The sequence below is a fragment of the Paenibacillus sp. CF384 genome (assembly GCF_900106745.1).
GTDB lineage: Bacteria > Bacillota > Bacilli > Paenibacillales > Paenibacillaceae > Paenibacillus_Z.
Genome location: NZ_FNNV01000007.1, coordinates 98,208 through 122,915 on the forward strand (window position 1 = coordinate 98,208; position 24,708 = coordinate 122,915).

At 52.0% G+C, this 24,708-nt stretch carries 18 protein-coding genes; 6 read left to right on the forward strand and 12 right to left on the reverse strand.

From position 1 onward, the window contains the following. Nucleotides 1–287: 287 nt before the first annotated feature. The 9 genes from BLW29_RS13575 to BLW29_RS32025 all read right to left on the reverse strand — a co-directional run bounded on the left by BLW29_RS13575 (nucleotide 288) and on the right by BLW29_RS32025 (nucleotide 13,148). Nucleotides 288–827: an NAD(P)H-dependent oxidoreductase gene (locus BLW29_RS13575; RefSeq protein WP_090980332.1), complete on the reverse strand. Its 540-nt coding sequence runs from the start codon at nucleotides 825–827 to the stop codon at nucleotides 288–290. 406 nt (nucleotides 828–1,233) lie between these two features. Continuing rightward, entirely contained in the window at nucleotides 1,234–2,490 is a 1,257-nt protein-coding gene (locus BLW29_RS13580; RefSeq protein WP_177186621.1) for an ROK family transcriptional regulator, read from the reverse strand. 30 nt (nucleotides 2,491–2,520) lie between these two features. Next, nucleotides 2,521–4,290, reverse strand: coding sequence for a sensor histidine kinase (locus BLW29_RS13585; RefSeq protein ID WP_090980335.1), 1,770 nt, complete (start codon nucleotides 4,288–4,290; stop codon nucleotides 2,521–2,523). Between the two features lie 9 nt (nucleotides 4,291–4,299). Further along, nucleotides 4,300–5,808, reverse strand: a complete 1,509-nt coding sequence (locus BLW29_RS13590; RefSeq protein WP_090980337.1) for a response regulator — start codon at nucleotides 5,806–5,808, stop codon at nucleotides 4,300–4,302. Between the two features lie 74 nt (nucleotides 5,809–5,882). Further along, nucleotides 5,883–7,568, reverse strand: coding sequence for a type 2 periplasmic-binding domain-containing protein (locus BLW29_RS13595; protein WP_090980339.1), 1,686 nt, complete (start codon nucleotides 7,566–7,568; stop codon nucleotides 5,883–5,885). Nucleotides 7,569–7,648: 80 nt separating this feature from the next. Continuing rightward, nucleotides 7,649–8,542: a carbohydrate ABC transporter permease gene (locus BLW29_RS13600; protein WP_090980341.1), complete on the reverse strand. Its 894-nt coding sequence runs from the start codon at nucleotides 8,540–8,542 to the stop codon at nucleotides 7,649–7,651. Between the two features lie 31 nt (nucleotides 8,543–8,573). Next, nucleotides 8,574–9,437 carry an ABC transporter permease gene (locus tag BLW29_RS13605; RefSeq protein ID WP_090980667.1) on the reverse strand — a complete coding sequence of 288 codons (864 nt, stop codon included), beginning with the start codon at nucleotides 9,435–9,437 and terminating at the stop codon, nucleotides 8,574–8,576. A gap of 263 nt (nucleotides 9,438–9,700) precedes the next feature. Continuing rightward, nucleotides 9,701–11,263, reverse strand: a complete 1,563-nt coding sequence (gene nagZ, locus BLW29_RS13610; RefSeq protein WP_256208600.1) for a beta-N-acetylhexosaminidase — start codon at nucleotides 11,261–11,263, stop codon at nucleotides 9,701–9,703. An 88-nt stretch (nucleotides 11,264–11,351) separates the two neighbouring features. Further along, a complete protein-coding gene (locus BLW29_RS32025; RefSeq protein WP_177186622.1) occupies nucleotides 11,352–13,148 on the reverse strand; it encodes a galactose-binding domain-containing protein in 1,797 nt (598 codons plus the stop codon). A gap of 342 nt (nucleotides 13,149–13,490) precedes the next feature. Between BLW29_RS32025 and BLW29_RS13620 the strand changes: the two genes are divergently transcribed. The 3 genes from BLW29_RS13620 (at nucleotide 13,491) to uvrA (ending at nucleotide 18,613) form a co-directional block, all read left to right on the forward strand. Next, a complete protein-coding gene (locus BLW29_RS13620) occupies nucleotides 13,491–13,835 on the forward strand; it encodes a hypothetical protein (protein WP_090980343.1) in 345 nt (114 codons plus the stop codon). 27 nt (nucleotides 13,836–13,862) lie between these two features. Further along, a complete protein-coding gene (locus tag BLW29_RS13625; RefSeq protein ID WP_090980345.1) occupies nucleotides 13,863–15,896 on the forward strand; it encodes an exosporium glycoprotein BclB-related protein in 2,034 nt (677 codons plus the stop codon). Between the two features lie 212 nt (nucleotides 15,897–16,108). After that, a complete protein-coding gene (uvrA, locus tag BLW29_RS13630) occupies nucleotides 16,109–18,613 on the forward strand; it encodes an excinuclease ABC subunit UvrA (RefSeq protein WP_090980347.1) in 2,505 nt (834 codons plus the stop codon). Nucleotides 18,614–18,685: 72 nt separating this feature from the next. Here the strand turns inward: uvrA and BLW29_RS13635 are convergent, their stop codons facing one another. Both BLW29_RS13635 and BLW29_RS13640 read right to left on the reverse strand, forming a co-directional pair. Further along, entirely contained in the window at nucleotides 18,686–19,705 is a 1,020-nt protein-coding gene (locus BLW29_RS13635) for an SDR family oxidoreductase (RefSeq protein ID WP_090980349.1), read from the reverse strand. Nucleotides 19,706–19,781: 76 nt separating this feature from the next. Continuing rightward, nucleotides 19,782–20,147 (reverse strand): DUF4180 domain-containing protein, encoded by a 366-nt coding sequence (locus BLW29_RS13640; protein ID WP_090980351.1) that lies wholly within the window; start codon nucleotides 20,145–20,147, stop codon nucleotides 19,782–19,784. A 234-nt stretch (nucleotides 20,148–20,381) separates the two neighbouring features. On the opposite strand from BLW29_RS13640, the gene trpB reads away from it, so the two are divergent. Beyond that, complete coding sequence (trpB, locus tag BLW29_RS13645) at nucleotides 20,382–21,545, forward strand: tryptophan synthase subunit beta (protein WP_090980353.1); 1,164 nt, start codon at nucleotides 20,382–20,384, stop codon at nucleotides 21,543–21,545. Between the two features lie 24 nt (nucleotides 21,546–21,569). Further along, the gene (locus BLW29_RS13650; protein ID WP_090980355.1) at nucleotides 21,570–22,277 is read left to right on the forward strand and encodes a histidine phosphatase family protein; all 708 of its coding nucleotides are present in this window, start codon (nucleotides 21,570–21,572) and stop codon (nucleotides 22,275–22,277) included. Between the two features lie 55 nt (nucleotides 22,278–22,332). On the opposite strand, the gene BLW29_RS13655 is transcribed toward BLW29_RS13650, so the two are convergent. Then, complete coding sequence (locus BLW29_RS13655) at nucleotides 22,333–23,019, reverse strand: TetR/AcrR family transcriptional regulator (RefSeq protein ID WP_090980357.1); 687 nt, start codon at nucleotides 23,017–23,019, stop codon at nucleotides 22,333–22,335. Nucleotides 23,020–23,197: 178 nt separating this feature from the next. On the opposite strand from BLW29_RS13655, the gene BLW29_RS13660 reads away from it, so the two are divergent. Then, the gene (locus tag BLW29_RS13660) at nucleotides 23,198–24,649 is read left to right on the forward strand and encodes a DHA2 family efflux MFS transporter permease subunit (protein WP_090980359.1); all 1,452 of its coding nucleotides are present in this window, start codon (nucleotides 23,198–23,200) and stop codon (nucleotides 24,647–24,649) included. Nucleotides 24,650–24,708 lie beyond the last annotated feature (59 nt).

The window sequence follows — 24,708 nt, forward strand, 5'->3', positions numbered from 1 at the left end:
TGAAAGCGCTTAGAATTTCATATATTCGGAACCTAGAGTACAAATTTATCGGTTTCCTCGCTAGAGAGTGAAGAAGCCGGCTCCGTACAAAGTTTCGACCATTATTTCATACTCTTGAAAATCTCGGCAATCGAGCAAATACTGGAAAATGAATCTCGCATGCAGCAGATTACCTATGGGCACGAGGAAGACGATCCTAACCATAGAAAAAAGGCTAACCAGTTCATGAACTGGTTAGCCTTTTTGTGTAATCAATATATAATGGCAGCAGCTATGACTAAATCAATCTAGCGAGCAGCATAAGAGTCAGCAGGTGCTGTCAAATAGGCCGCAAGCTTGTCCGCGCTTTGCGTGAGCTCTTCGTCGGTCAAACGAGGAGCATGGAACACCATAAACGGCGGAACATACTTCATCTCGGTGAGCAGGACCGTAGCTTGAAGCGGAAGCAGCAGCTGCTCCATCGTGTAGAGGCTCTCGCCATCCGGACGATAGGAGTCTTCAGCACGGCCAACGGAAATGGCCAGCACGTACTCCTTGCCTTTGAGTTGATTGCCTGTCCCGTAGCCAAAGCCGTAGGTGTATACTTGATCCTGCCATTTCTTAAGCAGCGACGGCGTGCTGTACCAGTGAAACGGAAATTGGAATACGATACGGTCATGCTGCAGCAGGAGCTGCTGTTCTTTCTCGACATCGATCATTTCATTCGGATACGTTTGGTATAAGTCATGTACAGTAATACCGGGCTCTTGCTGCAAACGTTCTTTCCACATCCGGTTGACGCGGGATTCTTGCATGTTAGGATGTGCGACAATCACAAGTGTTCTCATGGTGACGTAACTCCTCTGTTAAGAAAATGATATAGGGATTATAGCATAGATCCCTGCTAGAAAAATAAAAAACCGCAGCTGTTACGCGCTAACGAATCGTAGAGGTCTTATTTGACCGAAAATAGCCCCATTTCAATTCTAACGAATTGTGGGGGTCTTATTTTGGGAAAATGGTGCGAAAACAGGCTTATCGATACGAAATAAGACCTGTAGGATTCGTTAGATTTTCAAACCTGTTCATTTCGCCGAAATAAGGCCTGTATGGTTCGTTAGAGTTTGAAAGACGAGGGGTGAAGCGCAAATTCGCATGTCGGGGGTTGGGGAGAGGATCGGGAGCGTGGGCGTATGTCGGAGGTGAAGAGCGAGGCAAGAGAGCACAGTCAACGTGCAACCCCTGCCTATATTACTAGCTGTACCGCTGCGAGAAATGGACGCCGCCGAATACATCCTGCAGCAGCCATGTCGCCGCACCGGCGAGAATTTGATGCTGCTCGACGCTCTTGAATACAAAGCGCGAGCTCCCCGTCTCCGTCGGGAACGGGAAGGCATCGAGGCGCCGCTTCACTTCCTGCATGAAGGTATCCGAGCGGCTCGGCCAGCCGCCGATAATTAATTTTTCCGGACTCATGAAATTATAAATCGTTGCCATCAGCTGACTCATGACCTGCGCCGCCTGATGCATCATCGGCTGCAGCCATTCAGCGCCTTGCTCATACAACGCCAGCACCTCGTCGAAATGCTGCGGTAAAACAACGTCGACACCGGCACCTGCTTCTACCCCTGCACTCCCACTCGCACTCGCACCAGCAGCAACCGCTGCCTCCCTCGCCGCCAACTGCGCGCGCTGCAGCATATACGGCATAGTCAGCACCGTTTCGATGCAGCCCCGATTGCCGCATTTGCACAGCATGCCGCCCGCATCGACGATGGTATGGCCGATTTCGCCCGCGGCACCGTTAGAGCCGGCATAGATCTGCTCATTAATGATAATGCCGGCGCCTATCCCTTCCTCCACGGACACGTAGATGACATTGCGATACGCGGCGTTCAGGCCGTAATAATACTCCGCGAAGACCGAGGCGTTCATATCATTGACCACTTCGATGACACAATCATAGACGTCAGCCAGATGGGCCTGCACCGAGAACTCGCTGAGCTGCAGGCCGCGCGAGAGCTTGATTGTCCCGCTTTGCTCGTCGATGATGCCGGGCGACACGATGCTGATGCCCTTGATCCGCGCAAGCTCGGCAATGCCGGACTGCTTCATCAGCCGAGGGATGGCCTCGCTCAGATAGCGCCTCACAGCATCATTTCCGTGCATGCTCGGCACCACGTCGACATGGACAATCTCGCCGTGGAAATTCACGAGCGCACACGTAAAGGACTGACCGCCAAGGCCGATCACGATGACGTATCCTTTACTTCGCGTAATTTCGAGCTGCACCGCTTTGCGCCCCACGGTCGTCGTATCGGTCTTCCCCAGCTCGTCAATGAATCCTTCGCGAATCAATTCATCGACCTGCGAAGATACGGTTGTCGGTGTCAAATGGGCTAGCTTCGCGATCTCTACGCGGGTTAACGTTCCTTTCCGATGAAACAGTCGAAGAATCGCGGCGCGATTCATCTCCTTCATCGTTTGGAGGTCTCCTTTGATCGGCTTCATGACGGCTCTCCTTCTGTTCATGTAATAAACTTACGCGCCTAGCAAATTCGCCGGATCCTGATAGAAAGGGATTCGAATCGTGACCGAGGTTCCGATCCCCGGACGACTGTAGAGCGAAACCCCATACGCTTCGCCGAATTGCAGCTTAATGCGCGAATCGACATTGCGAATGCCATACCCTATCTGCACGCCGCGCGGATTCATGATTTGCTCCAACAGGTCTTGCCTGATGCCGACCCCATCGTCAATGATCCGAAACACGATATGCTGCTCTTCCTTGTGCGCCGTAATCCGAATGTTAATCTGATCGCCATACCAGGCATGCTTCAGCGTATTCTCGATAAAAGGCTGAAGGACAAGCTTAACCGTCGCAAACGACAATACTTCCGGATCAATCTCGTAATAGACGCGCAGTCGATTCTCGTATTTGGCCTGCTGCAGCTCGGTGTACACCTTGCAGTGCTCCACCTCATTCGTAATCGAGGTGAGAATACGTCCATCGTTCAGCGATAACCGATAAAACTTGGCAAGTCCGAACACCGTCTTCTGCAGCTTATCGTTCTGCCCGAATTTAGCCAACCTGCTAATCGAGGACAGCGTGTTATATAAGAAATGAGGATTGATCTGAGCCTGGAGAAACTCCAGCTCCGCTTCCTTCTTCTGAAGATTCGCCACATACAGGTTCTGAATCATCTCTTCCATATTCCGCCCCATATTGTTAAACGCATCGCCGATTTGGGCGAATTCGTCGCGGCTCTTGAAATGAATGCGTTTGGAGAAATCCCCTTCGCGGAACGAGTCGATGGCCGCGATAATTTTCGTCATTTTGCGGATAAAATAGCGCGAGAACAGTGCACTGATGAGGATAAGAACCGTCACCACCATAATGCACATCATAATATACACATTCCGGACGGAGACCGCATTCTCCTTCAGATAGCTCCGGGGAATATAGGCAGACAGCTTCCAATTCAGTCCCGCGACCGGCCTCGTCATGACCAAATAGTCGTTCCCCGCGGCTTCGCTGTCCCAATTCGCCTCAAGCGAGGATGGCGCGGAGGTAAACAGCGTCTTCCCGTCCCAGTCCGACACGACCAGCACGCTGTTGTCCGTAATTTTACGGTAATCGACCGCCTGAAGCAGGTCGCTGATCTTCGTGACAATCCGCATAAACCCGAACTGCTTGCTGCCCTCATCGAAATTAATCAATCGGCGCATAAGCGAGATGTTGCCGAAACGAGCGTCGTTATCCACCTGCCGCCAGACGAAAGTTTGCCCATAAATCTCTTGCGGGAAGTCGAGCTGTTTATACCATTCCTGCACTCTCAAACGATCCATATGCATAATTTCAAAATCGCGCCCCGTAGACAGCGGATCCATCTCGCTGCCTCTAGCGAAGAATACCTCGGGTACGGTCGGATTATCGGTATAAATATCAAGCCACACATTGTTGACCATAGAGCTGAGCATATTCGTCAGCTTCGGCTGCAAATAGCGTGACATATTTTCATAGCTATAGTAGCCTTCCTCGTATTTGCTCAAATTATTTTGCATCGTTTGGTCGAGGTACAGCTCATCTGAGATATGCTTGATATCTTCCATCCGATAGGCGATATTATCATGAATTTGACTGAGCGTGCCGCTGACGGCTGCGCTCGTCTGCTCCTCGCCCGATCGAACGGAAGACGTATACGCATAGTAGCCGATGGCCAGAACAGGCAGGAGGAGCAGAATCAAATAAGAGAGAAACAGCTTCTTCCCGACAGAGAGGTATTTCGAATGCTTCGTGCCTGGCCCCATGTGAGTCACTCATCCTTGTTTTCGATAATCGCTTGGCGTCAAGCCGAATTGATCCTTGAACTGGCGGTTAAAGCTGCTCAGCTTCTTGTACCCCAAGCGGTTCGCCACCTCGTATACCTTCGTGCTAGGTACTTGAAGCAGCACGCTTGCCCGCTCCATCCGCTTCGCAATGACATAATCGCTGAAGTTCAGGCCCGCTTCCTCCTTGAACATGTAGCCCAAGTAATTGGGCGAGAAAGAGAAGTAGTTCGCGACATCCTTGAGCGTCAGTTCTTCCTCGACATGATCCATAATGTACTTCTCTACTTCCTCAATCAGCTTCCGATTCTTCTTCTGTTTCCGCTGATAGAGCGTCTCGGAGAGCTGGAACAGCCGACTTCTGAGCCACCACTGAATATCCTCCACCGTCTCGAATTGAAAGACGATATCGAGCTTATCGAAGCCGAGGCCGAGAATCTGGTACAAGTCCTCATTGACGGTGCGCAGCCTGAAATCAAGCTGGGAAATCACATGAAGCAAGTACACGTATACCGCATGCTTATCGTCGAAGGTCTTCACCAAGGCGCATAAGTCCTCGACGCACTCGTCAACGCGCACCAGCTGATATTGAATCAAAGCGGTAAAGAGCGAATCCAGCACTTCGCTGAGCTGCTTCGCCTTTAAGCCGGTTTGAGGCTTAATGTCGGAGAACGGAATGACCTTGCCCTTGCCGTAAAACATTTTGTTCGCGATGGCGTCCTTCGCGCATTGATACGATTCCGGAATATGATGAAGCTCGCGTACAAGCGTGCCGAGGCCCGCTGTCACCGACCAGTTCAGCTTCGAGCTGACTGCATGCATGACAAGCTTCAACTGCTCTTGCGGCTGCGTGCCTTCCAAGATAACGACCATGCGTTTCTCATCGGTTTTGCAGAAATAGGGCAGATTCATCTCCACTAACAGCTCGGCAAGCTGCTGCAGCTGTTTGTCAAAGGCGGTGGTCTGCTTCTCCACGCCTGCCGCTCTCAGCTTCCAATGCATATCGTCCATCTCCATGATTCCGATGGACAAGCCGGCTGACGGCGTCAGCTCCGTGCGTGCATCATATCCGCTCAGCAGTTGATTGACCGCCTCGCTCTTGTGCCACTCGGAACGAGTCGTCTCGCTGTCGAGTTCGGCTTTGACCCCTTGCAGCACCTCGAACAATTCATCATCATTGACCGGCTTCAGCACATACCCGGCCGCGCTAAGCGAGATCGCCTGCTTCGCATAATGGAATTCGGAATACCCGCTCACGAAGACGACGCGAAGCTGCGGTCTCTGCTCCATAATCTGTCTAACCATTTCGAGCCCCGACATGATGGGCATGTTGATATCCGTGACGAGGATATCTACTTTATTGTTCTGCATGTACTCAAGCGCACTGAAGCTGTTATTAATTGCGGCGACGACGTTCATGCCAAGCTTGTCCCAGTCGATATGCTGCTGCAGTCCGATCAAATCCATCGTTTCGTCATCTACAACCAGAACACTGTACACGTCATCACCTCCAAATAATGCCAAGAAAAGGTATACTTAGTATACCTTCTCTTGGCATAGAACCCTATGATTATTTATTCGGCATTGATTCGTTTCAGGTTGTCCTGCCACTTCGTTGTTTTGAACGCAAGCAGCTTGTCGTAACCCGCGGAATTTGCCTCTTCGCTCGCCGTATTCAGCATCGCTTCCACTTCTGCATCATCCTTCGCGAAGATCGCTTTGGCGAACACACGTGTAAAGATATCGCTGATCCGTTGTGCAATTACGCCTTCTTCCGAAGTCGGAGCCGGATCCATGTTAGCAAATTGCGTGATGTTGTACGCTGTTTTCCATGCTACTGCGTTCTGTGCGATCGTTGCCCACTCTTGTTGATCAGCCGGCAGCGACAATTCATGCTTCGATTTCGCTTGATCGATGAACGTCGTGTTCCCTGCCCAGTTGAAGGAATCCATCGTGGACATCATTTTGCTCAAGCCTTCTTTATCCGTTGCGTATTTATCCGTAAATTTCGGTGCATCCGTCTCGTCAGCGCCATCCCAGTACAGACCTGGAGGACCCCAGAAGCCTACGCGTTGTCCTTCGGCACCTGTCAGCCAGTCGAGGTAAGCGAAGATGCCTTCCGGATCTTTCGCCGATGTAGTAATCATGTTGACGTTCCAGCCAAGCGAATCATACTGCGTTGCAAAAATCTTGTTCTTATCCAATCCGCCCTTCTGCAGCGGCCAAATCATCGTGTATCCAGCGCTCGGGTCAGCAGCCTTCAGGGCAACCGTACCTCTAGCACCCAGGTCCGTTACGTTAAAAGCAGAGGCGACGGCTACTTTGCCGGTCGTTACTTTCTCACGCACTTGCTCGATTTTTTGTGTCAAAGCATCTTGAGTAACAAGCTTCTCACGGAAGAGTTTGCTTGCGTATTGCAGCGTTTCTTTGAAGGTTGGGTCTGTGAAGATGGACTCCAGCTTGTCGCCGCCAGCGTTTGGCACGGCCATTTGACTAACGAATTGTACCGGGTGATCCTCTGCAAAACCGGAGTACAGCTCATAGATACCTTGTGCGCCGATACTCGTTTCGAACGGGATGATCTTCGGATATTTCTCTTTCACCAGCTTCAAGTAAGCATACAGATCATCGAACGTTTCCAGCTTCGGCGAACCCAGCTCGGTGTAAATCTTCGTATTGACGATGTAACCGCCGTTACCGCGTGCAGAGTTGGCATACCAGTTCGGGAATACATACAGGTGGCCGTCTTCTGCCTTCAGCATGTTCAGCGTGGCATCGCCCGCCCATTTCTTCAAGTTCGGGTATTTATCTACGTATTGATCCAGTGCAACCAGCTTGCCTGCCGCTCTGAGCTTCTCGACATTCGCGTCGCGCTCGCCCCAGATGACGTCCGGCAGTTCATCGGATGCAATCATGGCATTCAGCTTTACTTCCGGCGAGCTGCCTGCTTGCACAGCCGTTACCGTTACTTTCTTATTATCTTGAATCCACTTCGTGCCGGGATCGGCTCCCCACGGATTCTGTGTGTACCAGTCATAGTTGCCATAGAAGCTGAAGGAAACAGGGGTTACGCCAAACTCAAATGCAGGAGCAGCATCAGGTGTGTTCGTCGTTGCTTCCGCCTGATTAGTGGTGTTTGTTGCTGCAGCCGTTGAATCGTTGTTGTTGTTCGTTTCTGACTTTGATGCGCATCCTGCCATTAACATGGATGTACTAAGCAGCATAACTCCAAGCGATGTGGCGATTCTTTTTCTCTTCATCGATAACCCTCCATGTACTTGTTATATTAAGCTATTTCGCGTAAAACCGCTGTAACAATTCTTGGGCTGACTGCCGGCAGCTAACCTTTCAACGAACCGACAAGCACGCCTTTCACAAAATACTTCTGTACGAACGGATACGTAAACATGATCGGCAGCACGGCTACAATCATCGTGGCCATCGATAACGACTTCGTCGTGATAGACTGCATCGCCGCAATGCGATCTTGGGCAGCCGAGTTCAAGTTCAGAAGCTCGGTCGTCATGATGTTGGAGTTCAGAATTTGCTGGAGCAGCGCCTGAATCGGCAGCAGCTCGGACTTCGTGATGTACAGGCCGGCATAGAACCAGTCGTTCCAGAGCGAGACGGCCGTAAACAAGGAGAGCGTCGCGATGATGGGGCCGGATAATGGAAGTACGATTCGGAATAACACGCCGAAGTTGCTGCACCCGTCCATACGGGCAGATTCTTCTAGGCCATCAGGCAGGTCCCTAAAGAAGGAGATGAACACAATCATATTCCACACGTTTATGATGCCTGGGATAACCAGCACCCAGAAGGAATCCAGTAAGTGCATGTTGCGAATCAGCATGTAAGTCGGAATCAATCCGCCGCTGAAGTACATCGTGAATACGCAGAAGAGCATGTAGGCTTTGCGGCCGATCAGATTCTTCCGCGACATCCCGAAGGAGAAGATCGCCGTACAGAGAATGGCGACTGAGGTTCCAATTAATGTCCGCAGCACGGATATGTAGAAGGCATCCAGCAGCCGTCCGTCTTGAAAGACGATGGAGTAGTTCTGCAGCGTGAAGCTGCGCGGCCAGAAGGTGATCCCTCCAAGCTCCGTGTCGGAGCCCAGGTTAAACGAGATGACAATCGAGTTCCAGAAGGGATAGAAGCATACGAAAGCCAGCAAGACTAGCAGCGTGTAGACGAGGGTGTGAAAGATTTTATCTCCGGTACTGCGTTTCATAGCCTGCGGCCTCCTCTGCGTGATGTGTGAATTACCATAGGCTTGAGCCCTTCCTTCTGGCGATTGCGTTGGCTGCGATGAGCAAGCCAAGGTTGATGACGGACTTGAGCAGGCCGACCGCCGTTGCGTAAGAGTATCTGGAATTCTTGAACCCGACTCGGTACACATAGGTGTCTACCACGTTTGCTACTTCGGCCAGCGTAGGGCTGATGGCAAGCAGCAATATATCTTCGAAACCGGCATTGAGGATGTTCCCTACTGCCAGGATCATGAAAATAATAATGATCGGTCGAATGCTCGGCAGCGTGACCAGAAACACTTGCTTGAATCGGCTCGCGCCGTCCATGGCGGCTGCTTCATAGAGCGTTGGGTCTACGCCGGCGATTGCGGCTAAGTAGACGATGGAAGCAAACCCGATTTCTTTCCACACGTTCGCGCTGATTAAGATCGTCCAGAAGTATTCCGGCAGCGAGAGGAAATTGATTGGCTCATCGATGAGGTTCAGTTTCTCAAGCGCCATATTCAAGCTTCCGTTATCGACGGCCAGCATGGAGCTGACGAAGCCCGCCACGATAACCCAGGAGAAGAAATGCGGCAGGTAGCTGATCGTTTGCACGATTCGCTTGAAGTACATGTTCTTCACTTCATTCAACATAAGGGCCAGCACGATCGGAGCCGGGAAGCAGACGAGCAGCTTCAGCACGCTGATCCAGATCGTATTGGAGAGCACCTCGCCGAACTCAGGCGATTCGAAGAAGATGCGAAAGTGCTTGAAGCCAACCCACGGACTGGCGAAGAAACCTTTGAACATATCGTAATCTTGGAAAGCCGTTAACAAGCCGTAAAGCGGAATGTAGCTGAATACGAATAAGAAAACCAGCGCCGGAAGGACCATAAGCTGCAAATCCCACTGGCGGCCAAACAGCACCAGCTTACTCTTGCGCGGCCGTTCTGCACGGGCACTCGGTTGTGCGGCGAAGCGGCTGATATTCGGATTCTCTGTCGACGATTTACTCTGCACCGGAATCACCTTCTATCTCGTTTCTCTTGTATCTTCATGATAAGGTGATTCGGTGCAACGAAATACTCCCTTCATCAACGAAAAGAGTCTGCGATTCAACGCCCTTTTTCGATTTATTATTCCAGTGAATTAATAAATTAGATAGACTTGTGAAGCTCTATAAACGCCCGCATGCTGATCTCTGATGTCGAGCAGATCGACACGACGCTGCTGCTTGCCGGAAGCTCGGCTGCATCGTATGGATTCCTAAGAATCAGACAGAGATGAGGCTTCGAATCCGCACATAGCTCTGCCAGCTTCAATTGTTCCTTGAACATATGAGCGTTAATGGTGCACTGAATGACGACGTCCACGGAAGAAAGCAATTCCATAATCGCGGCTATCTCGTCCGCTGTTGGCTGCTGCGAAATATAGGCCGTAACCGTGTTATAGCCTTGTTCCGCCAAGCCGCTTGCCAGAGCAATTTCCTTGCCGTCGGTGCTGTCGGCCTGCGTCAGCTTGCGCTGCCTTGGCATAATGAGCAGGTAGGTCGTTTGGGGCGACAGCGGGAGCAGCTCTGCAGGATCTCTCGTGGTGACGATGGCAGAGGTCGCGATATGAAGTGCGGTCATTTCGGCTTCCTGCAAGGTCAGCGGAGCCGCATGACGTCTGTAAGATGCCATGCGCAGCTTGAGCGCGAGCACTCGGCTGACTGACGCATCTATTTGCTGCATAGGGATATCACCTTGCTCTACAGCCGCAATAATGCCTGCCATTACGCGATCTTGAAAATCCGGCGTGTGGCACATTAGCACCTGATCATTGCCGGCTTGCACGGCAAGAACCCCTGCTTGTTCAGGGCTAAAGTACAGTCCAATGGCGTGCATTTCAATGTCGTCCGTACAAATGACACCTTGATAGCCAAGCTCGCCTCGAAGCAGCTCCGTCACAAAATAACGCGACAGCGAGGCCGGCAGTCCCGCCGCTTGCGGGATTTGATCGAACACAACATGCGCCACCATAATCGCGTCTACGTCTGCCTCGATTGCCGCCTTAAACGGAACAAGCGCCTCTCGGTGTAGCTGGTCCAGCGTTAGGCTGCATGTAGGCAGCGCCTTATGCGAATCGACGGCAACATCGCCGTGGCCGGGAAAATGCTTGGCGGTAGCAGCAACGCCCGAGCGGTGCATACCCAAGATAAAAGCCTGCCCGTAGGCTGCAGCAATTGCGGCATTCTCGTGGAAGGAACGGACACCGATTACCGGATTAAGCGGATTGGTGTTCACATCCAGCACCGGCGCCCAGTCCATGCCAATGCCTAGGTGAAACAGCTGACTACCGATTACTTTACCGGTTAGATAAGCGAGACCCGCATCCTCCGCCAGCCCGATCGCCCGATTGCCGGGCACGGAAACGTAGAAGTCGGTCAAGTTGGACAGGCTCCCGCCCTCTTCGTCGATCGACAGTAACGCCGGATATGGCAGAGCATTCCTCGCTGACACGGCTTGAATATCCGTCACAAGCTGCTTGAGCTGCGGCTCAGAGCTGATGTTGTGCGGGAATAGGCCAAGCCCTCCTACCTCGGTTTGGCCGATTCTTCCTCGATCCTGCTCGGTTACTTGCTGCCCCGGCACGCCTGTTACGCACATTAGCGCAACCTTTTGCTTCAAACTGAGTTTCTCCAGCATCGTTTGTACCTTATCCTCGTTAAATACGATCATTGGCTGCTGCCCCCTCATAGTTGTAACGCTATAGAAAAATCCCGACCCACGACAGACATGGATCGGGATTGCGTTATATCCCTTGCCTTTAGGAATGATTAACCCACAAATTCATCCAATTCGTCTGATCCGGCGTAAAGTACGAGGAGCCGTACACGCCGGCATTGCGTCCAATAAAGTTGCTCCACCAGAAAATACCCGCTCCGTACACATTGGCCCCGCCTGCAATAGCCGCATTTAATCCTTCGGCTGCTTTCTGCAGGCTCTCCACGGCCGGGTCATGATAAACCGTGCCATCTGCTGACTTCAGCTCATACGAAGGCAGAGTTGGTACCAGCTGGCTGCGAACGCCGCCCGGTCCGGTATTGCCGATTGCGTTGCTGTATCTTGTAAGTTCGTTCGTCCACAGCGTCTTATACGAGTTGGCGGTCGTAATGTCCGAGCCCCAGCCCATTGCATCATAGATCATCGGGTTCATCATGTTGACGATAGCGGCTACTTGACCGATATACGCATTGCTCCACTGATAGCTGCTCACGCCGCTGTAAGGCGGATCTGCAGGCGTCGAGATGGAGAAATTGTTGTTGGAAGCCAGTGCGTTATTGCGCAAATATTGCAGTGTATTCAACAAAGTGGTGTCATTCGTCATGAAGCCTTCAATATCCAAATGAACGCCGTCCGCCTTGTAGAAAGGACCCGTTCCGCCCACTTGCACGCCGACATTCACGAGCGTATTGATAATAGCGTTGACGTTCGTATTAAACGTCGCATTGCCGAAGTTCGGATTGCCGACCTTCGTACCACTGACTCTTGTGAATCGGCTGCCGTAATTGAGATCGATGATAATCAATTGGTTCGGATCGGTCAGTCTGGAGTTCTTTATCCACGTTGCTAGACCTGTATAACCTGCCGCAGGCAATGTTCCGTTGGTGGATGTAGCGGAATCGACAAGCACGCCGATATCGGCAAATTGGTATTTAATCTTCTTGGCGGCGAGCTCGTTGACGTAGGTGGCGATGTTCGCCGCGCTTTGCGCCGAAGCGAACCAAGCCGAATTTAGGAAGGTAGCATTGTTCACATGACAGTTGGAAGAGCAACCGCCACCGCCTGATGCGGACGTTGTGACAGAGAGCGGTGAGCTGGCTGCAGAAGCATTGCCCGCGGCATCCTTCGCTTTTACAGTAAACGTGTACGATGTGCTTGCCGTCAAACCGCTAATTGTAGCGGATGTCCCTGTTACGTTCACCGGGCTAGCACCATTCTTGTATACGTCGTAGCTTGTTACGGCTACATTATCGGTCGATGCTGTCCAGGAGAGATTTACACTTGTTGCCGTTTGTGAAGGCGAGGTCAATCCTGTTGGCGCAGACGGTGCCGTTGTGTCTCCGCTTCCACCACCGCCGTTGTTGTATACTTCCATCTCGAAGATTTCGTAGTAGATGTCGGCTTTACCTGTCATATACACCCGAACATATTGCGCGCTAGTTGCTGTAAAATTCGCAGTCGTCGTCCCCCCTGCTCCGCTTGTTGTCGTGTATTTATCCACCCAGTTGGAAGCATCTGTGGAGGTTTGAATCTTGAAGGTTGTCGCATACGTGTATTGCGGCCATTTGATTACAACATTGTCGATCGTCTGCAGAGAGCCTAAATTGACGTATATCCATGAGGTTGCTTCAGATTCCGCGCTTGCCCAGCTGGTGGCTGTGCCATTGCCGTCTACGGCTTTGGCGCCTCCGTAACCGGTTGCCCAGACGGATGAAGTGGTGGTGGTCTTGTTCAGTGCGAGATTGGTTGCGGCAAAACTGATGGCGGGAAAAAGGGTAGCGAGAAGCGAAATGAGGATGAGAAGAATAGCCGGCTTTCGTTGCCTGAGAATCTTGGACATAAGTAAACCCCCCTAACGAATTAGTGAAGCAGCTAGTATCACAAAGATGGCTAGACATATAATTATTCCATTGGATTTATTAATTATAGGTTAAGATTGAATGCCCCGTCAACGGTCACTTTACTGGCCTCCGTTTCTTACTTAATCGGGTTTTATATGCCTAAATTTACATAATTTTGGCATTTTTCTTCCTTTATCCACACGATTAACACACTCTTGAATACTACTATTAATAGAGCCGTAAAAGTTGTCCATTGCTTCAGGTTCCTCGTCTAGCAGCCTCTGCTTGTACGAACTAGTTTACGAAGGTTTACTACTCTAAAGCGAAAGGGGGGAGAACCAATGCCCTTCCTGTCAACCGGCCCCGTTGCTAATCATGCCGTCGGCGCAATCGACCGTGTTCAGCAATTGGTGGTACGGATGGTTAATCGGGACTTAATCAATATGTCCACGGTTCTTGTTGAAGGATTTTACTTGAACGGGGATCGCACCATGTATGTCTACGAACTGGTTAGCCTGTTACCCAATCAAACGTTTATGAAAGTGAATTATGCCGACTTTGACGCCTACGAGTATCAATTCACAATTGGGGGTGATGGAGCCAATCAAACCGAGATATCTGCTTGGGGTAAAACAGGCACTGGCCGATTAGTTGACGCCCAGCGCCTTATCGCGGTGGAATCTTAATTTAATGAATAAGGAGGAATTAATAAATTGCCTATTTTCTCAACTGGACCGATTGAAAACAGTTTTGTCGCAGAAATTGGAACTAGACCTACGCAAACCGTAACGATCAAAATCGACAACAGCCATTCTACTGACTCGTATATTCTCTACCTCACGGGCTTTTATGTAGGATCTATAAGATCGCTATACGTCGAAGAATTATTTGTCGTTAATCCCAATCAGGTCGTTACCAAAACCTATTTTGCAGATTTAGATGCATTTGAGTTTATTTTCAACGCTACAGGTGCCGGAGCAGCATCGGCTCAAATCTCGGTTTGGGGTAAAGATGCCGACGGTGAACTGGTTGCCTCCCATCGCCTCGTTGCCAATGAATTGTTGAGTGACGCCATCAGCGGAGGGATCGGCGCGACTGGAGCTACTGGTGCCACTGGTGCGACCGGAGCCACTGGTAATCCGGGTACTCCTGGTACGCCTGGCGCTGCCGGTGCGACGGGGGCACCTGGTACGCCTGGTGCTGCTGGTGCTACTGGCGCACCTGGTACTCCTGGCGCTGCCGGTGCGACAGGGGCACCTGGTACGCCTGGCGCTGCCGGCGCGACTGGTGCGACCGGTAACCCTGGTACGCCTGGTGCTGCCGGTGCGACTGGCGCGACTGGCGCGACCGGTGATCCGGGTACTCCTGGCGCTGCTGGTGCAACTGGCGCGACCGGTAATCCGGGTACTCCTGGCGCTGCTGGAGCGACCGGCGCGACCGGTGATCCTGGTGCGACCGGAGCAACTGGTACTCCTGGTGAGCCAGGTGGCCCTACAGGTCCAACCGGGGCAACCGGCGATCCGGGTACTCCTGGCGCTGCTGGTGCAACTGGCGCGACTGGTACTCCTGGTACTGCTGGTGTAACTGGCGCTACTGGTACCCCTGGTACTGCAGGTGCGACGGGTGCTACTGGCGCGACCGGTGATCCGGGTACTCCTGGCGCCGCTGGTGCTACTGGCGCAACTGGTACCCCTGGTACTGCAGGTGCGACGGGTGCTACTGGCGCTACCGGCGATCCTGGTACTCCTGGAGCCGCTGGTGCTACTGGCGCAACTGGTACCCCTGGTACTGCCGGTGCTACTGGTGCTACTGGCGCGACCGGTGATCCTGGTACTCCTGGCGCCGCTGGTGCTACTGGCGCAACTGGTACCCCTGGTACTGCCGGCGCTACGGGTGCTACTGGCGCTACCGGCGATCCTGGTACTCCTGGCGCCGCTGGTGCTACTGGCGCAACTGGTACCCCTGGTATTGCCGGTGCTACTGGTGCTACCGGAGCTACAGGTGCTACTGGTGCTACTGGCGATCCGGGTACTCCTGGCGCCGCTGGTGCTACTGGCGCAACTGGTACCCCTGGTATTGCCGGTGCTACTGGTGCTACCGGAGCTACAGGTGCTACTGGTGCTACTGGCGATCCGGGTACTCCTGGTGCCGCTGGCGCTACTGGCGCTACTGGTGTCGGTGCTACTGGTGCTACGGGTACTACCGGAGCTACCGGGGCCACAGGAAGCGGTGCGATCATTCCTTTTGCATCCGGTCTGCCTGCCTCATTAACAACCGTACTCGGTGGAATTCTCAATACTTCCAGTCTGGTTGGCTTTGGAACCACTGCAACAGGCGTCACCATTGCGAGTGGAACGATCGACCTTACAGGAGGAGCGGGCCTCTTACTAAATGAAGCATTCTCGGTTCCTCGCGCAGCGACACTCACTTCCGTGGCTGCATACTTCAGTACGACAGCTGCATTAACTCTGGTTGGTTCTACTGTAACGATTACTGCCCAATTGTTCTCATCCACTACACCAAATAATACCTTTACCGCAGTACCGGGAGCACTCGTGACATTAGCTCCGCCACTTACCGGTGTTCTGTCTCTAGGTACAATTAGCAGCGGAATTACGACAGGACTCAGCATCCCTGTAACCGCAAATACCCGTCTTTTAATGGTATTCAGCGCATCGGTTACAGCCGGTTTGGATATTGCCACAGTTATTGCCGGTTATGCAAGCGCCGGAATCTCACTCGCCTAATACAGATAGCAGCTGATCGTCATTATTCTAAGTCCCTTCTTCGTGGAGGGTCTTTTTTTTATGCGCTAAGCTTCTAACTTAAGATTAATGCACCATGACAAAGTTCATACTTTTCCCCCTTACAAGAACGGTCATGAAACATCACAAACCTTAGCATTTGCACGAATGTTATATAATAAGGTTATCACTCTTCATTAGGGAGGAAACTAGCAGTGAACGATTGGATTGAAATTAAGGATGCCTACGAGAACAATTTGAAGCATGTTTCACTTCGCATACCGAAGTACAAGCTCGTTGTTCTGACAGGGCCATCCGGCTCCGGCAAGTCGACACTTGCCATGGATACGCTGCAGCGAGAATGCCAGCGCCAATACATGGAATCGATGGGCATGGTCTCTGACTCCATCAATAAGCCGAAGGTCGGCGCCATTATTGGCTTGTCCCCTTCGATCAGCGTCGGGCAGCATGTCACGAACCGCAATCCCCGCTCCACGGTAGGAACCGCAACGGACATTTACACGTATTTGCGGGCGATTTACTCGCGGGCAGGGCACCGTTCATGTCCCTCCTGTGGCGCAAGCATCCCTCCCGGGCCGGCGACCACGGCGCATATAGGAACTGAAGACGACGATGACCGCCAAGAATGGGTCAATTGTCCAAACTGCCATACAGCCGTTGAGCGGCTGACCATGTCGCATTTCTCATTTAACCAACCGCAAGGCGCATGTGCGGGCTGCTCCGGCCTTGGCATGGTTTCGACGCTGCGCATGGAGGCCGTGTTCGATCAGGAGAAAAGCCTGCGTGGAGGCGGCGTCCCTTCCCTATTCGAGATGATGATCGATTATTATACCGTCATCTTGAAGGCCGCGGGCGAGTATTACGGCTTCCACTTCGATCCTGATCTTCCGCTCAAGGATTACAACGAAATACAGCGCGACCTGCTCTATTATGGCGTGGAGAGCGAGGCTTTTATGCGGCATTATCCGAACATGAAGCCGCCGAAGAAAGTGAACGCCGGCAAATTCGAGGGCATTCTAACCGGCATTTGGCGACGCTTTAAGGAGAAAGGGCCTGACGCGGAGGGGGGTATGAACGCAGCTTCTTTCTTCCACCAACAGGTATGCCCGGACTGCCACGGCGCGAAGCTGAACGAACTCGCCCGCTCCGTGAAGGTTGGCGGCGGCGCCATACATGAAATATCCGATTGGCCGCTCGGCCAAGTATATGACTGGGTAGGCCGCCTCCACAGCGAGCTGTCCTCTGACAGTCTTGAAATGCTGGAGACGATCGTATCCGACGAAATCCCATCCCGTTTGAAGCGCATTCTGGATGTTGGACTCGGCTATTTATCCCTCAATCGGCAATCCATTACGCTGTCCGGCGGTGAGGCCCAGCGTCTTCGACTCGCGTCCCTGCTCGGTTCGGGACTGACCGGGGTCCTTTACATTCTCGATGAGCCAACCGCAGGTCTGCATCCGAGGGATACGGATGGCTTGATTCAAGTATTGAAGCAGCTTCGTGATCTCGGCAACACCGTGCTCGTCATCGAGCATGATGTGGAGATGATGCGAGCGGCCGATCATGTCATCGACATGGGTCCTGGTGCCGGGAGCACAGGCGGGCGGGTCGTGGGCGAGGGCTCACTTGAAGATTTAATGGCCGCCGAGGAATCGGTAACCGGCGCTTATCTGCGCGACGAAGCGCATGACAAGCTTACGCGCACACGCCGCCCGGGCAACGGTCATAAGCTCACAGTACGCAATGCGCATGCCCGCAATTTGAAGAACGTGACGGTATCGTTCCCGCTCGGCTGCCTCGTATCGGTAACCGGCGTGTCCGGATCAGGCAAGTCCACCTTGCTCTTCGACTTGCTGGCTGAGGGAGCAAACGATAACTTAAAGCCAGAAGGCTGTGACGGTATCGAAGGCACCGGGGAAGTCGGCAACTGGATTACCGTGGATCAGTCCCCTGTAGGACGGATGCAGCGCTCTAACGTGGCGACTTACACCGATATGTTTACGGCCATGCGCAATCTATATGCCGGGCTTGCAGAAGCGAAGAAGCTGAAGCTGACGTCGAAACACTTCTCCTTTAACACCCCGGGCGGACGCTGCGAGAACTGCCAAGGGCTTGGTGTCATCACAGTGGATATGCATTTCCTGCCGGACATCGAGGTTCGCTGCCCGGCTTGCAAAGGCCGCCGTTTCCAAGAGGAAGTGCTGCGCGTCACCTATGAAGGCTATTCCATCTCGGATCTGCTGGATCTGACGGTTCAAGAAAGTCTGGCCGTCTTCGAAAATGCACCCAAAATGGCCGATACCATCAGTCTGCTGTGCGAGGTCGGCCTCGGCTACCTGCACTGGGGCCAATCCGTTCGCACGTTATCCGGCGGCGAAGGCCAGCGGATTCGCCTTGCCAAGGAGCTCGGCAAACGAACGAAGAAACATACGCTCTATCTGCTCGATGAGCCGACAACCGGCCTGCACCCGGCTGACGTAAAGCAGCTGACCGTGCTGCTCGACAAGCTGGTCGACGCCGGCAATACGGTCATCGTCGTCGAGCACAATATGGAGCTGATTCGCGAGTCCGACTGGATCGTCGATATCGGTCCGGAAGGCGGCGAGCTAGGCGGTACCGTTATGGCGGAAGGTACTCCTGAACAAGTCGCACAGGTGCGACAATCGCATACGGGCAGATACTTGCGAGAAGCCCTGTAAACTGCATAACGAAAAGCCGCTTCCCCCTCATGACTGAGGAGAAGAAGCGGCTTATTTTCGTAGTAACTCAGGCTAGCCCTTAACGGACGCGATCGCCCCTTGCAGCGCATCGATCACTTTATCGCACCAAACATCGAATTCCGGGTCTTCCGTCTGGCATTCCGGATGAGCGAGCACATGAGCCACCGTCTCTTTAACGCCTTGATCGAAGCGCGTGGCGGCCACAAAGTCCGGAACAAGCCGCTTGAGCTTCGCGTTATCGAACACGACGGAATTGGCTTTATCTCCGATGAGGCCGCCGGTGTAGTCCTCTTTGCTGCATGCCGCCAAGAATTCCGAGGATACATGAACCGCTTGGAGTTTCACGCCAAGCGCATCCGCGATAGCCGCGTAAATTTGATTCCAGGTCACCGTTTCGTCTGATGTAATTTGGACGGCTTCTCCGATGGCGTGAATGTTGCCCATTAGACCAATGAATCCTTTTGCAAAATCACGATTATGCGTCATCGTCCACAAGGAAGTTCCGTCGCCGTGGATAATAACCGGCTTGTTCGCCAGCATCCGACGAGCAACCTGCCAACTCCCTTTGCTGCCATGCACGCCAAGCGGAATGGAACGCTCATCATAGGTGTGACTAGGCCGTACAATCGTAATCGGGAAGCCTTGTTCCCGGTATTGTTTGATCAAGTATTCTTCGCACGCAATCTTATTGCGGGAGTATTCCCAATACGGATTGGCCAGCGGCGTGCTCTCCGTTACACGGTAGTCCGACAACGGCTTCTGATAGGCGGAAGCGGAGCTGATGAAGATGAACTGTTTGGTTTTCCCATGAAACAAGCGATAATCTCGCTCGAGCTGCTCCGGACGAAACGCGATAAAGTCCGCTACAACATCGAAGCTCAAGTCTTCAATCAGCTTGGCTACTTGACTCTCATCGTTAATATCCGCTTGAAGCACCTTTACATTAGCCGGCAAGCTCTCGTTGCGAGTACCTCGGTTTAACAGATACAGCTCACATCCTGCGGTTTCCGCTAACTGCCTCGTAATCGCAGAACTGATGATACCTGTTCCACCGATGAATAATGCTTTCATAAGCCACCTCCGAGAAGAAATAGAAAGATACTTTACTTATTCTCTTCGCGGCCGCGTACTCCTCTTGAATGACGGATTAAACACTATGGAGCGCATCCAGCGCAGCCTGTTGATCGTTTAGGAAAAACACCTGTTTACCATGATTGCTCTCGTAGATGAAATCCTTCAAGCTCTTGCTGTCGTAGCCGTCATAGTCGCCGACGATCGCCAGCTTCAGCTGATAATTCGTGAATTTCTGCAAAATGTCCCCGGCAATCCGAGTTTTTAGATCGAAGAAATGTTCGGTTACATTGGATTTGTTCAGCAATATTTTGTCGCAGTCTTCGTTGTAACGAACGGTGGCCATTAGATCCAGCGCACTCTGAACGTCTTCGATGAGAATATCCGGACTTTCTATAATCGCTACCTTCGAGCTTCCTTGCTGGTTAACGGTAATATTCATACGTACACGCACCTTCCTTATTTGCCTTGCCACACCGCATGCGAATCCTGCACTGCAGCACAATCCTATATTCCTTACTATACACGCCCAATTGATGAAAATCCTATTGTTGGCTGCTATAGGAGGCTACTATTCTGTAAATTCCCATTTTTTTCAATGAAAATCTCACGCAGTATGATAGGATAAAAGAAATTCGATTCATATCCTATATTCCGTATTGGAGGCGCTTTCAAGATGAGTGACACGCAACTGCAAGAAGGATACTTCGGCGAGTTCGGGGGCAGCTTTGTACCGCCAGAATTGCAAGAGGTGCTTGATTATTTGAGCGCGCAATTCTACGCCTATAAAGACGATGCCGAATTTAATGAGGAATTGCGCTACTATCTGAAAGAGTATGTCGGCCGTGAAAATCCGCTTACCTACGCCAAGCAGCTATCCGACGCATGGGGCGGCCCCAAAGTGTACTTGAAGCGCGAAGACCTGAACCATACCGGCGCGCACAAAATCAACAACGTCGTCGGCCAAATCCTGCTAGCCAAGCGAATGGGTGCCAAACGAATCATTGCCGAGACAGGTGCCGGCCAGCATGGCGTAGCGACTGCAACGGCGTGTGCCATGTTCAACATGGATTGTGTCATTTATATGGGCGCAGAGGATACGCGTCGCCAATCGCTCAATGTATTCCGCATGGAGCTGCTGGGTGCAACTGTCGTTCCGGTTCATAAAGGACAAGGACGGTTAAAGGATGCCGTAGACGAAGCGCTGAACGACCTCATCCAAAACTACAAGAATACCTTCTATCTGCTCGGCTCTGCAGTGGGTCCGCATCCTTTCCCGACGATGGTGAAGCATTTTCAATCCGTCATCAGCGAAGAATCGAAGCGGCAAATCCTTGAGAAAGAAGGTCGGCTTCCGGATGCGGTGCTGGCCTGCGTCGGCGGAGGCAGTAATGCCATCGGCGCATTCGCCCACTACTTGGACGAGCCTTCCGTGCGGCTGATTGGTGTGGAGCCTGACCAAGCACCAACTCTAACCGAGGGCGTGCCAAGTATCATTCACGGGTTTAAGTGTTTGGTGCTGCTTGATGAAGAAGGCAATCCGAAGAAGACGTATTCGATTGCCGCAGGTCTCGATTACCCGGGAATCGGTCCGGAGCACAGTCATCTGAAGGTAACGGAGCGTGCTGAATACGTAACCGTCAGCAATGAGGAAGTGTTAGCCGCCTTCCAAGAGCTGTCCCGTACAGAAGGAATTATCCCGGCACTCGAGAGCGCGCATGCGATTGCTTACGCGAAGAAGTTGGCCCAAGGCATGAGCAAGGACCAAATTATCATCGTGAACTTGTCCGGACGCGGAGACAAAGATGTCGAGCAAGTGTTCCATATGCTGAAGAAATAAGGGCAGGATATCTGGAGGTAATTCATGAAGATCTACATCATCCGGCATGCAGAGCCCGACTATCCTAATAATACCATTACGGCGCCCGGCCATCTTGAAGCGAAAGCACTGGCTGAACGGCTCTCCGGCACGAGAATTGATCGCATATACAGTTCTCCCCTTGGACGAGCACTTCATACGATGCAATATACCGCAGATAAGATCGGGCTGGAGGCAACCGTCCTCCCTTGGCTTGAGGAGCTCGGGGGTTGGCAAATGAAGAACCGAGACGGCCAATCCACAGTCGCTTGGAATGCCGACCATACTTGGGTCCGTGAGCATCGCCCGTTCCCTTCCAGCGACGATTGGCATGAGAGGGCGCCCTACAATGACCCATCCTTCGCAGGCCGATTCCAAGAGATTAAGGATAACTCGGATCAATTCTTCTTGGAGAATGGCTATCGCCGCGAAGGCGGCCGCTATAAGATCGAGCATTCGAATCGAGATACCATCGCTATATTCTGCCACCTCGGCTTCGGCCTTGCCTGGCTGTCCCATCTGCTCGAGCTGCCACTGCCAATGGTTTGGTCCGGTTTCTGGATTGCGCCGAGCTCCGTCACCACCGTCGTCATGGAAGAATACGACCACGGATGGGCGGCTCCGCGCTGCTACGGCATTGGAGATGTCGGCCATCTCTATCATGCCGCACTTCCGCTTAGCAGAGCGGGCTTAATCGCGAACAATATTGATTAAATAGAGAAGCCTGTGGAATCATGATGATCCACAGGCTTCTCTATTTCGATTTCGATTAGGCGACTCCGTAAGTAACCTTGCGCACCAGATGCTCAATTCGTTCTACCATCGACGAATCATCGATCTGTTCGTACACGTCAGGCTTGAATAGCTGCAGCTTCTTGAGTTGATAATAATCGCTGATGGCATTTCGCAGCGTCAAATTCTGCTTCATCAGACAATGCGGATCAAGCAAATTGCGGAACATCAGCTCGTCCTGCAGGATAAGCAGCGTCGCATTGAGTTCATGCATATAGCCCTCTTTCATCCCGCGTTCATGGAACCTCCGCAGCCTTTCATTGCGCTCGCTAATGGCGACATTCAGAGAAGCCATCAATTGTGGATACACCTCGCGCAAATCGTTGAAGAACACTTCCGTACTATAATTGGCAACAAGCAGAGATTGGGCGAATGCGGACTGAAAGCCATCAATGTAGGCTTTACTGTCGCCTTCCGCAAGCTTCGCTTCAGCGCAAACAATATATTTGATAAAGAGTGCAGTTAATCGTTCAATAATTTCATCGCGGGAAGTGAAATACTTATATAACGTTGCTTTGGACAAATCCATGGCTTTCGCGATGTCATCCATACGAAGTCCCTGAAACCCGTTCGTCTTGATGGGATGCAGCAGCTTGATCACGTATTTATCCTTCGTGGACTCATCGGTGTAACGGCAGCTTTGCGTTTCGCCTGTCGGTTCCATAAAGCGCTCACACTCACTTTCTTCCTTCCCAGTATACACAAACTTAACATGAAAATAAACAAAATAGACAAAGTAAACTGAAAATAAGAAAAGCAGTTTACTTTGTCTGAGTATTGCAGTATGATCAACTCTACAGTAGGCCAACGGCCTTTATTACGATTGGAGTTGAATTATATTCATGGATCATTCATCTGTACCGAATGTTCGTTTCTGGCCCATCATGATCGCGATCTTCTTTGGCGCCTTTCTCAGTATTCTGGGTATCAGCACGATTAACGTCGCGCTGTCGATCTTTATGCAAGACTTTGATGCAAGCCTGAGTACGGTGCAGTGGACGCTGACCGGCTTTATGCTTTCGTTAGGTACCGTCGCTCCGCTCACAGGTTATCTGGGGAACCGGTTCGGCTACAAGAACTTATATCTGTATGCCATGGTCGGTTTCGTCGTGTTCTCCATATTATGCGGCTTCTCCTGGGGGATCGGTTCTCTGATTACCTTCCGTATCATTCAAGGTATCTTTACGGGTCTGGTCTTGCCTGCAACGATGACGATCATCTTCCAGGTGATCCCGAAGGAGCGGCAGCCTTTCGCCGTTAGTATCTGGGGACTGTCGGCCATGCTTGCGCCTGCGTTTGGACCAACGATCAGCGGATGGCTCATCCAGCAGTTCAGCTGGCGCTGGCTGTTCTTCATCAATGTGCCTATCGGTATTATTGCCATCGTGTTTATTGTCGCGATGATTCCGAATTATCGCATTGGCAAGGCCACCAGCTTGGATAAGCTCGGTCTGGCTACGGTCGTCCTCAGCAGCGTATCCCTTCTGATTGCATTAAGTCAGGGTCGTCAATGGGGCTGGGATTCCGGCAAAACAGTGGGGCTCTTCGTACTCGGGGCCGTCATGCTCGTCTTGTTCATCTGGCGCGAGCTTCGTACAACTAATCCGCTGCTCGACCTGCGGGTATTCGGCAACTACCGTTTCTCTATCACGTTACTCGCCAACACGATCATTACAATTAGCCTATATTCGGGAACGCTGCTCGTTCCGCTCTTCCTGCAGAACGTTCAGCAAATTTCACCGATGGACACAGGTTTGATCCTGCTTCCATCTTCCTTAATCATGGCGCTTACGATGCCTCTTGCCGGTAAAATCTATCCGCGCTTTGGCGCCAAATGGTTAACGATCGGCGGACTCGTGCTCATCGTAATTGGCAGCTATGAAATGACGCATATGCATAACGACACTTCGCACCTGTATATTATCTTCTGGATGGCGGTGCGCAACCTCGGGGTATCCTTCGCTGCGGCTGCTACAAGCACAGCGGGCATGGAGGAAATTCAACCTCAGATGGTTGGGCATGCATCCTCGGTAACGAACTGGATTCGTAACGTAGGCGGCTCCTTCGCCATCGCGTTATTCACTTCCCTGCTCGCCTCGCATACCATTACGCATGTGACGGAGCTGACAACGGCCGGTACAGAGAGCGCAAATCTCATCCCGCTGTTTGGTTTTACAATGAGCGTGAATGACGTCTTCATGGTAGCAACGTATATCGCAGTAGCTGCGCTGCCGTTCACCTTCTTGATTCGCAAACAAGCTCGTCGCACGCAGCCCGCTGCAGTAGCGGCATAATACGAGTGGCGCAGAGGATTCCCTCTGCGCCGCTTTTTTTATGTTAAGGATTGCCAACT

What these genes read in the sequence shown, in the direction of transcription:
- BLW29_RS13575 (WP_090980332.1), bottom strand. Translation starts at nt 827, where the DNA reads ATGAGAACACTTGTGATTGTCGCACATCCTAACATGCAAGAATCCCGC.
- BLW29_RS32025 (WP_177186622.1), bottom strand. Translation starts at nt 13,148, where the DNA reads ATGTCCAAGATTCTCAGGCAACGAAAGCCGGCTATTCTTCTCATCCTC.
- trpB (WP_090980353.1), top strand. Translation starts at nt 20,382, where the DNA reads ATGAGTGACACGCAACTGCAAGAAGGATACTTCGGCGAGTTCGGGGGC.
- BLW29_RS13660 (WP_090980359.1), top strand. Translation starts at nt 23,198, where the DNA reads ATGGATCATTCATCTGTACCGAATGTTCGTTTCTGGCCCATCATGATC.
- BLW29_RS13600 (WP_090980341.1), bottom strand. Translation starts at nt 8,542, where the DNA reads ATGAAACGCAGTACCGGAGATAAAATCTTTCACACCCTCGTCTACACG.
- nagZ (WP_256208600.1), bottom strand. Translation starts at nt 11,263, where the DNA reads ATGATCGTATTTAACGAGGATAAGGTACAAACGATGCTGGAGAAACTC.
- BLW29_RS13620 (WP_090980343.1), top strand. Translation starts at nt 13,491, where the DNA reads ATGCCCTTCCTGTCAACCGGCCCCGTTGCTAATCATGCCGTCGGCGCA.
- BLW29_RS13580 (WP_177186621.1), bottom strand. Translation starts at nt 2,490, where the DNA reads ATGAAGCCGATCAAAGGAGACCTCCAAACGATGAAGGAGATGAATCGC.
- BLW29_RS13585 (WP_090980335.1), bottom strand. Translation starts at nt 4,290, where the DNA reads ATGGGGCCAGGCACGAAGCATTCGAAATACCTCTCTGTCGGGAAGAAG.
- BLW29_RS13595 (WP_090980339.1), bottom strand. Translation starts at nt 7,568, where the DNA reads ATGAAGAGAAAAAGAATCGCCACATCGCTTGGAGTTATGCTGCTTAGT.
- BLW29_RS13650 (WP_090980355.1), top strand. Translation starts at nt 21,570, where the DNA reads ATGAAGATCTACATCATCCGGCATGCAGAGCCCGACTATCCTAATAAT.
- BLW29_RS13635 (WP_090980349.1), bottom strand. Translation starts at nt 19,705, where the DNA reads ATGAAAGCATTATTCATCGGTGGAACAGGTATCATCAGTTCTGCGATT.
- BLW29_RS13640 (WP_090980351.1), bottom strand. Translation starts at nt 20,147, where the DNA reads ATGAATATTACCGTTAACCAGCAAGGAAGCTCGAAGGTAGCGATTATA.
- BLW29_RS13655 (WP_090980357.1), bottom strand. Translation starts at nt 23,019, where the DNA reads ATGGAACCGACAGGCGAAACGCAAAGCTGCCGTTACACCGATGAGTCC.
- BLW29_RS13605 (WP_090980667.1), bottom strand. Translation starts at nt 9,437, where the DNA reads ATGGTCCTTCCGGCGCTGGTTTTCTTATTCGTATTCAGCTACATTCCG.